Origin of the sequence: Streptomyces sp. NPDC057616 (assembly GCF_042800575.1) — a bacterium.
In the GTDB taxonomy this organism is placed as follows: Bacteria; Actinomycetota; Actinomycetes; order Streptomycetales; family Streptomycetaceae; genus Streptomyces.
In genome coordinates this window covers 1-12,813 of record NZ_JBHVGU010000006.1, presented here as the reverse complement: position 1 = coordinate 12,813, position 12,813 = coordinate 1, and the positions used below count along the sequence as shown (strand labels likewise).

Below are 12,813 nucleotides of genomic sequence, written 5' to 3'. Positions count from 1 at the left end.
CCCACGCTTCACTCCAGGCTCAACGACCGCGCCGTCGCGCTGACTTTGTCGCCGTACACGGCCGCCGTGACGAACGCCACGGCGTGGGCGAGCAGTCCGGCGCGCCCGTTGCCCACCACCACGGCGGTGCCCAGGGCCGCGCCCAGCGCGTGCGCCCCGGTGTCACCGAGCATCGTGCGCTCCCCCAGATCGTCGGGCAGGACGGCCGCGGCGGCGCCCGTGGTGACGGCGGCCAGTTCCGCGCCCGGACCGGACCGCAGCAGTCCCGGCGCCCCGAGCGCGACCACCGCCGCGGCGGCCGTTCCCGGGCGTACGTCCACGAGGTTCACGAAGTGTGCGGCCCCGGCGATCACGATCCCCGCGAGCGCCTTGTCCACGGCCCGCTCCTTGAGCAGCGCACCGGCGGCGAGCCCCGCCGCGGAGATACCGAAGAGCTTGACCGCGCCGCTGGTGACCTCGCCGTCCCCGAGCGCGGACAGATGGTCGCGGAACCCGCGCCGGGGGTCGCCGGCGCCGGCCACGTCGTCGTAGGCCCCGCAGACCCCGGCCGTGAGCACCGCGAACCCGGCGGCCGGACGCACCCGTGCGGCACCGGCCGCGGCGGCGAGCCCGGCCGCGGGCCCGGCGTACAGCCCGACGGCGCGCCCGCGGTGGTTCGTCCGCTCCCAACGCCCGCGGCCGCCGGGGGCCTTGGCCCGCAGCCCGGCGATGCCCGCGCGCGTGAGCGCGGCGGCGAGTGCGAACGATCGTGTTCTTCCAGCGCGGTTGGGCATCGGGCCACCCTAGTGCGTGGACCGGGCGGCCCGGACCCGCGTCCCGACCGCCCGTTACGGCCCACTGCCCGGCCGTTTACCTGACCGTCCGCCCAGCCCTCTGCCCGGCCGTCCGCCCTAGGCGTCCGCCCTGGCCGTCGCCAGCAGCTCCTCCGCGTGCGCCCGGGCCGTCTCGGAGTCCTCCTGGCCGGCCAGCATGCGCGACAGCTCGCGCACCCGCTCCTCGCCCTCCAGGACCTTCACGCCGGACCGTGTCACGGACCCGTCGTTGGTCTTCTCGACCAGCAACTGCCGGTCGGCGAAGGCGGCCACCTGCGGGAGGTGGGTGACGACCACGACCTGCGCGCTCTTCGCCAGCCGCGCCAGCCGGCGCCCGATCTCGACGGCCGCCTTGCCGCCGACACCGGCGTCCACCTCGTCGAAGAGGTACGTCGGCACGGGGTCCGTCCCCGCGAACACGACCTCCACGGCGAGCATCACGCGCGAGAGCTCACCGCCGGACGCGCCCTTGGCGATCGGCCGCGGCGGCGCACCGGGGTGCGGGGCGAGCAGCAGCTCGACCTCGTCGACGCCGGACGGCCCGTAGCCGACGGTGCGCCCGCCGACCTCGACGCCCTCCGGGTCCTCGGTCTGCCGGATCTCGAAGGACACGCGCGCGTGCGGCATGGCGAGCGAGGCCAGTTCGGCCGTCACGGCCGCCGCGAACCGCTCGGCCGCCTCGGCCCGCGCGTCCGTCAACGCCTGGGCCAGCCCGCCCAGTTCGGTCCGCAGGGCGTCCCGCTCGGCGGTCAGCTCCGCGATCCGCTCGTCGTCGCCGTCCAGCTGGGTCAGCCGCGTGGCGCTCTGCTCGGCCCAGGCCAGCACCGAGGCGACGTCCTCGCCGTACTTCCGCGTCAACGCGCCCAGCGCGGCGCGCCGTTCCTCAACTGCCGCCAGCCGCAGGGGATCCGCGTCCAGGTCGTCGGCGTATCCCGCCAACTCCCCCGCGACGTCGCCGAGAAGGATCCCGATCTCGCCGATCCGGTCGGCCAGCGCCGACAGCGCCGGATCGTGCGAGCGCACGGCGTCCAGCGCCCGCTGGGCGCCCGCGACGAGCGTGGCGGCGTCGATGCCCTCGGGGTCCTCGGGATTCCCGGCGAGCGCGGCGTGCGCGGCCGTGGCGGCCGACGAGAGCGCCTCCGCGTGCCCGAGGCGCTCGGCCTCCTCCGCCAGCTCCACGTCCTCGCCGGCCCGCGGCTCCACGGCGGAGATCTCCTCGAGGCCGTAGCGCAGCATGTCGGCCTCCTGGGCCCGCTCACGCGCGCGCGTGACGATCTCCTCCAGCTCGGCGGAGACCGCCCGCAGCCGCCGGTACGCCTCGCCGTACTTCGCCAGCGGCCCGGCGACGGCCTCCCCGGCGTACCGGTCGAGGGCCTGCCGCTGCCGCGTCAGCTTCAGCAGCCCCTGCTGATCCGTCTGCCCGTGCACGGCCACCAGATCGTCGGCGAGCTCGGCCAGCAGCCCGACCGGGACACTGCGCCCGCCCACGTGCGCCCGCGACCGCCCCTCGGCGGAAACGGTACGGCTGATCAGCAGCGCCCCGTCGTCCAGCTCGGCCCCCGCCTCCTCGGCGCGTACGCCGGCCGACGAGCCCGAGGGGACGGCGATCCGTCCTTCCACCACGGCCCTGTCGGCCCCGATCCGCACGAGCGCAGGGTCCGCCCGTCCGCCCAGCAGCAGCCCGAGGCTGGTGACCACCATGGTCTTGCCCGCACCCGTCTCACCGGTGACGGCGGTGAACCCGGGCGACAGCTCGACGACCGCGTCGTCGATGACTCCGAGCGACCGTATCCGCATCTCTTCCAGCACGGCTACGACCTTACGAGGTCGGCACCGGGAAGTGCGACGGCCCCCGTCCCTGTTGTGTGAAGGTGCAGGTGACGAATGCCCACCGACAGCACATTGTCACCCACGCGAGTGCAGGACCTCCGGCGTCCGCCGGCTAGTGCGGCGCCCCGCGCCACCCGGACACCGGCAGCGCGAACTTCGCCACCAGCCGGTCCGTGAACGACGCGTGGTGCAGCCGTGCCAGCCGCACCGGCACCGACCCCCGGCGCACCTCCACCCGCGCCCCCGGCGGCAGCTCGACCGTCCGCCGCCCGTCGCACCACAGCACCCCCGGCGGGACGTGCGGCAGCACCTCGACGGCCAGCACCGAGTCCGGCGAGGTGACCAGCGGCTTGGCGAAGAGCGCGTGCGCCGAGATCGGCACCATCAGCAGCGCCTCGACCTCCGGCCACACCACCGGCCCGCCGGCGGAGAAGGCGTACGCCGTCGACCCGGTCGGCGTCGACAGCACGATCCCGTCGCAGCCGAAGCCGGTGACCGGCCGCCCGTCGATCTCCAGCACCACCTCGAGCAGCTTCTCGGCGGAGACCTTCTGCACGGCCGCCTCGTTCAGCGCCCAGTCCGTGTGCACGATGTCGCCGTTGCGGTGGACGACGACGTCGACGGTCATCCGCTCCTCGACCTCGTACGCCTTCGTCACCACCCGGTCGACGACCTTGTCGAGATCGTCGCGCTCGGCCTCCGCGAGGAACCCGACCCGCCCGAGGTTGACCCCGAGCATCGGCACCCCGGAGGCCCGGGCGAACTCGGCGCCGCGCAGCAGCGTCCCGTCGCCGCCCAGCACGATCAGCAGCTCGCAGCCGTCGAGGCACTGCGGAGTGGCCTCCTTGACCAGCTCCACCTCCTCGGGCAGCGGCAGGTCGCGCGCCTCGTACTCCAGGACGCGCACGCCGATGCCCTCGCGCAGCAGCCCCTTCACGACCAGCTCGGCGCTGCGGATGGCCGCGGGCCGCCCCGTGTGGGCGAGCAGGAAAACAGTACGAGCTCGGTTCGGTGTCAACGCGGCCCCTCCGCCACTGCACGGTCTACGTCGGCCGGGTCCAGTTCCGGTGCCCCGGCCCGCAGCCACAGAAAGTACTCGACATTCCCGGACGGGCCGGGCAGCGGGCTGGCGGTGACACCCTGCACCCCGAGCCCGAGCTCCGACGCCTTGTGGGCCACGCCCCGCACGGCCTCCGCCCGCAGCTGCGGACTCCGTACGACTCCCCCGCTGCCCAGCCGTTCCTTCCCCACCTCGAACTGCGGCTTGACCATCATCACCAGGTCGGCGTCCGGTTTCACGCACCGCACCAAGGCAGGCAGTACCAGGCCGAGCGGGATGAAGGACAGATCCCCCACGACAAGATCCACAGGCTCCCCATCGATCGCTTCGAGCGTCAACTCGCGTACGTTCGTACGGTCCTTGACGGTGACGCGTTCATCGCTCTGCAGAGTCCAGGCGAGTTGTCCGTATCCGACGTCGACGGCGACGACGTGCGCGGCCCCCGAGCGCAGCAGGACGTCCGTGAAGCCACCGGTCGAGGCGCCGGCGTCGAGCGCCCGCCGCCCCTCGACGACGAGCCCCTGCGGCGCGAAGGCCGCGAGGGCGCCCGCGAGCTTGTGGCCGCCGCGCGAGACGTAGTCGGGATCGCCGTCGTCGGCGGAGACGACGATCGCCGCCGCGGTCTCCACCTGCGTGGCCGGCTTGGTCGCCACGGTCTTGCCGACTTTGACCCGCCCGGCGGCGATCAGCTGACTCGCGTGCTCGCGCGAGCGCGCGAGCTTGCGGCGCACCAGCTCCGCGTCGAGACGGCGGCGTGCGACTCCTGCCACGTTCGGTTCAGCTCCTGTGTTGTCCGTACGACGGTGCGGGGGCCGGCGGACCCGGGCGGGCGTCGAGCGCGGTGAGCGTGTCGCGCAGCCCCCGGTGTACATCCTCGTACACCTCGACGTGTCCGTCGGTGGCGAGGTGGTCGGCGTCGCCCAGCCGCTCCAGCTGTACGTCGACCTCGGCGTTGCCGGTGGGCGTGCGGGGGACGTTCAGCGGGGCCGGGGCGGCCGGGTCGTGGTCGGGCGCGGGTCCGGCCTCGGCCCTCCCGTCCCCCGCCGTGGCCTCGGGCACAGTGTCGCTCATGCCCAGACGCTACCCCGAAGCCCTGGGGTACCGTCGATCTCGATGGCCACGATCGAAGAATGCCGCGCCGCGCTGGAAAAGCTCTCGGACAACATGAACCGCGCCGAAGGGGACGTCCGCACGGCCGCCGCCCTGGACCGCTCGGTGAGCTGCCTGATCACCGACCTCGACGTCACGTTCGTCGGCAGGATGACCGGTGGCCGGATCGTGGTGCAGGACACCGTCCAGGGCCCGCCGCGGGAGAAGGCCCAGATCCGGCTGGCCATGAAGGGCGACGACCTGGTCGCGATGGTCGACGGCGAGCTGAACTTCGCCCGGGCCTGGGGCTCGGGCCGGGTGAAGCTGGAGGCCGGCCTGCGCGACCTGTTCCTGCTCAGGAAGCTGCTGTAGCGGCCCGCGCCCTGCGCGCCGCCGGCACCACCAGCGGCGTTCCGGTCTCCGGGTCGTCGATGATCTGGCAGCGCAGCCCGAAGACCTCCTCGACCAGCCCGGCCGTGACGATGTCCTTCGGCGCGCCCTCGGCGACGACCTGCCCCTCGCGCAGCGCGATGAGGTGGGTGGCGTACCGCGCGGCGTGGTTGAGGTCGTGCAGCACGGCGACCAGCGTGCGGCCCTGTTCCTCGTGCAGTTCGGCGCAGAGGTCGAGGACGTCGATCTGGTGGTGGATGTCGAGGTACGTCGTCGGCTCGTCGAGCAGCAGCAGCGGCGTCTGCTGGGCGAGCGCCATGGCGATCCACACGCGCTGGCGCTGACCGCCGGACAGTTCGTCGACATGGCGATCGGCGAGTTCGGCGACCCCGGTCCGCGCCATCGACTCCTGCACGACCCGCTCGTCCTCGCCCGACCACTGGCGCAGGACGCCCTGGTGCGGGTACCGGCCGCGGCCCACCAGGTCGGCGACGGTGATGCCGTCGGGCGCGATCGACGACTGCGGCAGCAGGCCGAGCGTCCGCGCGACCTTCTTCGCCGGCATCGACTGGATGACCTGCCCGTCCAGCAGCACCCGGCCCCGGCTGGGCTTCAGCATGCGCGAAAGGGCCCGCAGCAGCGTCGACTTGCCGCACGCGTTGGGGCCGACGATCACGGTGAAGGAGTTGTCCGGGATCTCCACCGAGAGCTGCTCGGCGATGACCCGCTGGTCGTAGGCGAGGGTGACGTCCTCGGCGGACAGGCGGTTCACTGTGCTCCTTCGGGTGTTCGGGTCCGGCTTCGTGGAGGCGCTCATATCCGGCCCGCCCTGCGCTCGGCGACCAGCAGCCACAGCAGGTAGACGCCGCCGAGGACTCCGGTGACCACCCCGACGGGCAGCTGGTCGGCGCCGAAGATCCGCTGCGAGGCCCAGTCGGCGGTGACCAGCAGGGCGGCGCCCATGCACAGGGACGACAGCAGATTGGGGCCCGGCGAGCGGGTCAGGCGGCGGGCGAGCTGCGGCGCGGTCAGCGCCACGAAGCCGACGGGGCCCGCGGCGGCGGTGGCGGTCGCGGTGAGCAGGACGGCGGCCACCATCAGCAGCGCCCGCACCCGCTCCACGCGTACGCCGAGCGCGTTCGACACGTCGTCGCCCATCTCCATCAGCCGCAGCCCGCGCGCGTTGGCGAGGACCAGCGGGACGAGCACGGCGCACAGCGCGAGCAGCGGCCAGACCTGGTCCCAGTCACGCCCGCTGAGGGAGCCGGTCATCCAGACGACCGCGCGGGCCGCGTCGACGATGTCGGACACGGTGAGCAGATAGCCGTTGACCGCCGTGACGATCGCGGAGACGCCGATGCCGACCAGGACCAGCCGGTAGCCGTGCACGCCCTGCTTCCAGGCGAGCAGATAGATGGCGAGCCCGGTCGCGAGCCCGCCGACCAGCGCGCCCAGGGTGACCTGCGCGGCGCTGCCGGAGAACAGCACGATCATCACGAGCGCGCCGGCCGTCGCCCCTTGCCCGAGGCCGAGCACGTCCGGGCTGCCCAGCGGGTTGCGGGTGACGGCCTGGAACAGCGCGCCGCCGAGTCCGAGCGAGGCGCCGACCAGCAGCCCGACCAGGACGCGCGGCAGCCGCAGCTCGCGGACGATGAACTCCTGGCCCGTATTGCCGTTCCCCGCCAGGGTCTTGAGGACGTCGCCGGCCGGGATCGGGAAGTCGCCGGTGCCGATCAGCAGGACGCTCGCGGCGAGCGCGGCGAGCAGCAGCACGGCGACCACGACGGCGGCCCGGACGTCCAGGCGCACGGAGAGCCCGCCCGGGCTCCTCATCACACGGGTGGTCCTCACAGCTGCGCCGTCCTCCGCCGTCGTACCAGAAGGATGAAGACCGGACCGCCGATGATCGCGGTGACGATGCCGACCTGGAGCTCCGAGGGGCGGGCGACGATCCGGCCGAGCACGTCCGCGCCGAGCAGCAGCACGGGCGACAGGATCGCGGCGTACGGCAGGATCCAGCGCAGGTCGGGGCCGGTGAAGGACCGTACGACGTGCGGGACCATCAGCCCGACGAAGGCGATCGGCCCGCAGGCGGCCGTCGCCGCGCCGCACAGCACGGTCGCGGCGAGCATGGACAGCGCCCGGGTGCGGTTCAGGTTGGCGCCGAGCGCCTTGGCGGTGTCGTCGCCCATGGCCACGGCGTTGAGCGGCCGGGCGAGCACCAGGGAGAGGACCGTGCCGACCGCGATGAACGGCAGCACCTGCAAAGTGGTCGAGTTGGACGCCGAGGCGAGCGAACCGACCGTCCAGAAGCGCATCTTGTTGAGCGCCGCCTCGTCCGTGATCATCACGGCCTGCAGATAGCCGTAGAGCGCGGCGCTGATGGCGGTGCCGGCGAGCGCGAGCCGCACCGGCGTGGCGCTGCGGCTGCCCCCGAGGAACCACACCAGGGCCCCCACGGCGGCCGCCCCCGCGAAGGCGAACCACACATAGCCGTTGAGGCTCGTGACACCGAAGTACGTGAGGGCGGTGACGACGGCGGCCGAGGCGCCCGCGTTGATGCCGAGCAGGCCGGGGTCGGCCAGCGGGTTGCGGGTGAGCGCCTGGAGCACCGCGCCGGAGAGTCCCAGCGCGGCGCCGGCGAGCAGCCCGAGCGCGGTCCGCGCCAGCCGCTCGTCCACGACTACGTCGCCGTACGTCCCGGTGTCCTGGAACAGTCCGTGCCAGACCTGCTCCAGGGAGAGCTCCTTCGCGCCGATCGCGATGCTCGCCAAGGCGACGAGCACCAGGACGGCGAGCGCGACGAGGAGCCCAACGGCACGTATCGCCCGGCGGGTTGGGGGCGCGGGGGCGGTCTCCGCGCGCTGTTCGGGAGGACTGTCGAGCAACACGTAGTTAGGTTAGCCTACCCTCGCATCTTCCCTATGGGCCGCCCCGGCCGCACGGCTCACAACTCCAGCCGCGCCAGCGCCTTCCCCGCATCCAGTTCGCACACACCGTCCCCGGCCGCCGTCCAGGCTGCCGCGCACAGCGCCCGCAGGCCGTCCAGGGCCGCGCCGTCACCCTCCAGTTCCAGCCGGTCCGAGGCCGCCGTGGCCGTCCAGCCGCCGCACCGGAAGCCGTCACCCGCCTCCTCGACCTCCGGCTGCCCCGTGAGCATCCCGCGCAGATCGGCGTCGACGTACGTCGGCCGGTGCTGCGGCGGCGCGGCGAGCAGCTGCGCGCCGTCGGTCACGCCCGTCAGGACGAGCAGCGAGTCCACCGCGCCGTTGAACGCCCCCTCGATGTCCGTGTCCAGCCGGTCGCCGACCACCAACGGCCGCTCGGCGCCCGTGCGCAGGATCGTCTCCCGGTGCATCGGCGGCAACGGCTTGCCCGCGACCTGGGGTTCGGCACCCGTCGCGATCCGCACGACCTCCACCGCGGCGCCGTTGCCCGGCGCGATCCCGCGGCCGCTGGGGATCGTCAGATCGGTGTTGGACGCGTACCACGGCACTCCGCGCGCGACCGCGTAGCTCGCCTCGGCGAACCGTCCCCACGGCAGGTCGAGCCCGCCGAACCCCTGCACGACCGCCGCCGGATCGTCGTCCGCCGACTCGACGGGCTCAAGGCCGCGCTCCCGCAGCGCGACCCGCAGCCCCTCGCCGCCGATGACCAGCACCCGCGACCCCGCCGGCACCTGCTCGCTGATCAGCCGCGCGACCGCCTGCGCGGAGGTGATGACGTCCTGGGCACCGGTCGGTATCCCCAGCTCGGTCAGGTGCTCCGCCACCGTGTCGGGCGTCCGCAGCGCGTTGTTGGTGACGTACGCGAGATGCATCCCGCCCGCCCTGGCCGTCTCCAGCGACTCGACGGCGTGCGCGATGGCATGACCTCCCGCGTACACCACCCCGTCCAGATCGAGCAGCGCCGTGTCGTACGCCTCGCTCAGGGCCTGGCCACTGCCCTCGGGCCTCGTCCTGACGCTCTGGCTCATTCCACATCGCTCCTCGTTCGACGGCTTTCCCCCGATCATCCCTCACGCCCCCGACACACGTACGATGCCGGGATGAACACAGCAGGTCACTCGGAAGCAACGGCGCGCCGGGGCCTGGAACTCACCCCGTTCCGCGGCCTTCGTTACGATCCGGACCGGGTCGGCAGCCTGGCCGCCGTGACATCGCCGCCGTACGACGTCGTGGTACGCCCCGACGGCCTGCACCACCTCCAGTCCGCGGACCCGTACAACATCGTCCGCCTGATCCTGCCGCAGGCCCCGACGGCGGTCGCGCGCAACGAGCAGGCGTCCGACACCCTGCGCCGCTGGCTCGCCGAGGGAGTCCTGGCCGCCGACCCCGAACCCGGCCTGTACGTCTACGAGCAGAGCGACGGCGACGGCATGCTCCAGCGCGGCATCATCGGTGCCCTGCGCGTCTCGGACCCGGCGGAGGGCGTGGTGCTGCCGCACGAGGACGTCATGCCGCACGTGGTCGCCGATCGCGCGGACCTCATGCGCGCCACCTCCGCGAACCTCGAACCCCTGCTCCTGACCTACCGCGGCGACGGCTCGGCCTCCTCCGCCGCCGAGCTCGTGGAACGCGCCGCCGACCACCCGCCGCTGCTCGCCACCACCACCGAGGACGGCTACAGCCACCGCCTGTGGTCGATCACCGACCCGGCCGACCTCGCCCGCGTCCAGGCCGACCTGGCCCAGCACCAGGCGCTGATCGCCGACGGCCACCACCGCTGGGCGACGTACCGCCGCCTGCGCACCGAGCACGGCTCCCCGAGCCCCTGGGACTACGGCCTCGTCCTGCTCGTCGACACGGCCCGCTACCCGCTGCGCGTGCGCGCCATCCATCGCCTCCTGCACGGCCTGCCGGTCTCCGACGCCCTCGCCGCCCTGGATGGCCGGTTCCGCATACGGCACCTGCCGGTGTCCCTCCCCCAGGCCCTGGAGGCACTGGCGGACAGCGCGTGCGCCGGCAACGCGTTCCTGCTGGCGGGCGACGGCGCCTTCCACCTGGTCGACCGCCCGGACCCGGACCTCCTGGCCCGGACGATCCCGGTCGACCGCCCCGTCGCCTGGCGCACCCTGGACGCGACGGTCCTGCACGCCACGCTGCTCGACCACGTCTGGGGCATCCCCGAGGACGACCCGGCCTGTATCGCCTACATCCACGACACGGCGGCCACGGTCGAGAAGGCCGAACGCGACGGCGGCACGGCCGTCCTGCTGCACCCGGTCCGCGAGGAGGTCGTCCGCGACCTGGCCCGCGAGGGAGTGACGATGCCCCGCAAGTCGACGTCGTTCGGCCCGAAGCCGGCGTCGGGGCTGGTGCTGCGGACCCTGGACGGCTGACGCGGCACACGGACATGCGAAAGGGCGGGACCGTGCGGTCCCGCCCTTTCGCATGACGGCTCAGCCCTTGTCGTCGCCCTCGGCCTCGGCCTCATCCTGGATGCCGCGGTCGGCGTCCGCCTCGGACTTGGCGCTGTCGACGTCCTCACCGTCGGCCTCGGCCTCGGCCTCGTCGCTGGCGTCGAAGGCGTCCACGAACTCCACGCCGTCCATCTCGGCGAGCCGGTCGGAGGCGTCCGTGCTGCCGTCCCGGTCGGCCTCGACGGCCTTGGCGAACCAGTCCCGGGCCTCGCCCTCACGACCGGCGGCGAGCAGCGCGTCGGCGTAGGCGTACCGCAGTCGCGCGGTCCACGGCTGCACGGAGTTGGAGGCGAGCTCGGGGCTCTGCAGCGTCACGATGGCCGCGTCGAGCTGCCCCATGTCGCGCCGGGCGCCGGCCGCGACGAGACGCATCTCGACCTGCCCGGCCTTGTCCAGCTTCTGCACCTCGGGCGCCCCGGCCATGTCCAGCGCCTTCTCCGGCCGCCCGAGCCCACGCTCGCAGTCGGCCATCACGGGCCACAGCTCGACGGTGCCGGTCATACGCCGCGCGGCACGGAACTCGGCCAGCGCCTCGGAGTACTTCTGGTTCGCGTACGCGGCGAACCCGGCCGCCTCTCGTACGGCCGCGACGCGCGACGCCAGCCGCAGAGCGATCCGGGAGTAGGCGTAGGCACCCTCGGGGTCCTCGTCGATGAGCCGGGCGACCATCACCAGGTTCTTGGCGACGTCCTCCGCGAGCGTCTTCGGCAGGCTCTGCAGCTCCTGCCGTACGTCCTTGTCGATCTCGTCGCCGGTGACATCCTCGGGGATCGGCAGCCGCTTGATGGGCTCGCGATCCCGGTCGCGGTCACGGTCCCTGTCCCGGGGCCGATCGTCGCGGAACCGACCGCCACCACCACCGCGCCGGTCGTCACGCCTGTCGTCACGCCCGCGGAAGCCACCGGGCCGTCCGCCACGGTCGTCGCGCCGCGGACCACCACGTCCGCCACGGTCGTCGCGCCCACGGAACCCACCGCGCTCGCCGCGACTGTCATCACGCCGGAACCGACCACTTCCGCCGTGTCGGTGCTCACTATGGTCGGCGCGACGGTCATCACGACGATCGTCGCGACGGTACGCCGGGCGGTCGTCGCGACGGTCATCACGGCGGTCGTCACGGCGGTCGTCACGGCGGTACGCCGGGCGGTCCCCGCGATCGTCACGACGGTCATCGCGCCGGTCGTCGCGACGGAAGTCACGGTCACGGTCGTCACGCCGGAAGTCGCGCCGGTCGTCACGGCGGTCGTCCCGGCGGAAGGCCGGACGGTCCCCACGGTCGTCGCGACGGAAGGCCGGACGGTCCCCACGGTCGTCCCGGCGGAAGGCCGGACGGTCCCCACGGTCGTCACGACGCGGGCCGCGGTCGCCTCGGTCGTCACCACGGAAGCCGCGGTCACGGTCATCGCGGCGGTCATCACGCCGGTCATCGGAACGGCCGTAGCCACCACGGTCGGGGCCACCCCGGCGGTCGTCCCTACGGCCGTAGCCGCCACCGCGGTTGTCGTCGCGCCGGAAGCCACCGCGGTCGCTGTCACGACGCTCACCACGGTCGTCGCGGCGGTCATCGCGACGGTCGTCACGGCGGAAGGAAGGACGGTCGCCGCGGTCGTCCCGGCGGAAGGACGGCCGGTCCCCACGGTCGTCACGCCGGTCATCACGACGGAAGCCACGGTCACGGTCGTCCCGACGCGGACCACGGTCACGGTCGTCACGCTGGAACGCCGGCCGGCCACCGCGGTCACCCTCGCGTCGGTCGTCTCTGCGGCCGTACCCGCCACCGCGGTTGTCGTCACGGCGGGTGTCGTCGCGACGATCGTCACGGCGGTCGTCGCGACGGAAGCCACCGCGGTCGCCGCGGTAGCCGCCACGCTCGCCGCGGTCCCCACTGTCCCGTCGCCGCTGGTCGCGCTCCGGTCGATCGTCGGGAGAGTTGGTGGACATCGGTGACTCCTGTCTTCGGTACCGCAAGCATTGTAAAAACGAAAGGACCCCTGGTCCCAGCTGAACGCTGGTGACCAGGGGTCCTTCCCAAAGATTGTTCGGCGGCGTCCTACTCTCCCACAGGGTCCCCCCTGCAGTACCATCGGCGCTGTAAGGCTTAGCTTCCGGGTTCGAAATGTAACCGGGCGTTTCCCTCACGCTATAACCACCGAAACCCTAATGGTTTCGAGCGAACAAGCACACTCTTCAGTTATGTGTTCTGCTCAAAG

Annotated in this window: 13 protein-coding genes and 1 rRNA gene; 3 read left to right on the top strand and 11 right to left on the bottom strand. The window is 73.2% G+C overall.

Annotation, left to right across the window (positions count from 1 at the left end; genetic code table 11):
• Positions 1-8: 8 nt before the first annotated feature.
• From ACFU97_RS08760 to ACFU97_RS08740, 5 genes are all read right to left on the bottom strand, one after another.
• The gene (locus ACFU97_RS08760) at positions 9-773 is read right to left on the bottom strand and encodes a hypothetical protein (protein WP_384252776.1); all 765 of its coding nucleotides are present in this window, start codon (positions 771-773) and stop codon (positions 9-11) included.
• Between the two features lie 117 nt (positions 774-890).
• Positions 891-2,609 (bottom strand): DNA repair protein RecN, encoded by a 1,719-nt coding sequence (recN, locus tag ACFU97_RS08755; RefSeq protein ID WP_384253468.1) that lies wholly within the window; start codon positions 2,607-2,609, stop codon positions 891-893.
• A gap of 145 nt (positions 2,610-2,754) precedes the next feature.
• On the bottom strand, positions 2,755-3,660 hold the full coding sequence (locus tag ACFU97_RS08750) for an NAD kinase (protein ID WP_384252773.1): 906 nt from the start codon (positions 3,658-3,660) through the stop codon (positions 2,755-2,757).
• The gene (locus ACFU97_RS08745; RefSeq protein ID WP_384252770.1) at positions 3,657-4,472 is read right to left on the bottom strand and encodes a TlyA family RNA methyltransferase; all 816 of its coding nucleotides are present in this window, start codon (positions 4,470-4,472) and stop codon (positions 3,657-3,659) included. Before ACFU97_RS08745 ends, ACFU97_RS08750 begins: the two co-directional genes overlap by 4 nt.
• Before the next feature lie 7 nt (positions 4,473-4,479).
• Positions 4,480-4,773 carry a hypothetical protein gene (locus ACFU97_RS08740; protein ID WP_384252767.1) on the bottom strand — a complete coding sequence of 98 codons (294 nt, stop codon included), beginning with the start codon at positions 4,771-4,773 and terminating at the stop codon, positions 4,480-4,482.
• Positions 4,774-4,815: 42 nt separating this feature from the next.
• Here ACFU97_RS08740 and ACFU97_RS08735 point away from each other — a divergent pair, with 42 nt between their 5' ends.
• Positions 4,816-5,163: a sterol-binding protein gene (locus ACFU97_RS08735; RefSeq protein ID WP_384252764.1), complete on the top strand. Its 348-nt coding sequence runs from the start codon at positions 4,816-4,818 to the stop codon at positions 5,161-5,163.
• Here ACFU97_RS08735 and ACFU97_RS08730 read toward each other — a convergent pair.
• Genes ACFU97_RS08730 through ACFU97_RS08715 form a run of 4 tightly spaced genes read right to left on the bottom strand, consistent with a single transcriptional unit; the run spans position 5,147 to position 9,157 of the window.
• On the bottom strand, positions 5,147-5,998 hold the full coding sequence (locus ACFU97_RS08730; protein WP_384252761.1) for an ABC transporter ATP-binding protein: 852 nt from the start codon (positions 5,996-5,998) through the stop codon (positions 5,147-5,149). The two genes, ACFU97_RS08735 and ACFU97_RS08730, sit on opposite strands and share 17 nt — an antisense overlap.
• A complete protein-coding gene (locus ACFU97_RS08725; RefSeq protein WP_384252758.1) occupies positions 5,995-7,032 on the bottom strand; it encodes a FecCD family ABC transporter permease in 1,038 nt (345 codons plus the stop codon). The genes ACFU97_RS08730 and ACFU97_RS08725 overlap by 4 nt, the downstream gene beginning before the upstream one ends.
• Positions 7,029-8,072, bottom strand: a complete 1,044-nt coding sequence (locus ACFU97_RS08720) for a FecCD family ABC transporter permease (protein ID WP_384252755.1) — start codon at positions 8,070-8,072, stop codon at positions 7,029-7,031. Before ACFU97_RS08720 ends, ACFU97_RS08725 begins: the two co-directional genes overlap by 4 nt.
• 56 nt (positions 8,073-8,128) lie before the next feature.
• Positions 8,129-9,157 carry an HAD-IIA family hydrolase gene (locus ACFU97_RS08715; RefSeq protein WP_384252752.1) on the bottom strand — a complete coding sequence of 343 codons (1,029 nt, stop codon included), beginning with the start codon at positions 9,155-9,157 and terminating at the stop codon, positions 8,129-8,131.
• A 72-nt stretch (positions 9,158-9,229) separates the two neighbouring features.
• Here ACFU97_RS08715 and ACFU97_RS08710 point away from each other — a divergent pair, with 72 nt between their 5' ends.
• Positions 9,230-10,522, top strand: coding sequence for a DUF1015 domain-containing protein (locus ACFU97_RS08710; protein ID WP_384252749.1), 1,293 nt, complete (start codon positions 9,230-9,232; stop codon positions 10,520-10,522).
• Between the two features lie 60 nt (positions 10,523-10,582).
• Here the strand turns inward: ACFU97_RS08710 and ACFU97_RS08705 are convergent, their stop codons facing one another.
• A complete protein-coding gene (locus ACFU97_RS08705; RefSeq protein WP_384253465.1) occupies positions 10,583-11,380 on the bottom strand; it encodes a hypothetical protein in 798 nt (265 codons plus the stop codon).
• 243 nt (positions 11,381-11,623) lie between these two features.
• Between ACFU97_RS08705 and ACFU97_RS08700 the strand changes: the two genes are divergently transcribed.
• Positions 11,624-12,550, top strand: a complete 927-nt coding sequence (locus ACFU97_RS08700; protein ID WP_384253490.1) for a hypothetical protein — start codon at positions 11,624-11,626, stop codon at positions 12,548-12,550.
• Between the two features lie 90 nt (positions 12,551-12,640).
• On the opposite strand, the gene rrf is transcribed toward ACFU97_RS08700, so the two are convergent.
• Positions 12,641-12,757, bottom strand: a 5S ribosomal RNA gene (rrf, locus tag ACFU97_RS08695).
• Positions 12,758-12,813 lie beyond the last annotated feature (56 nt).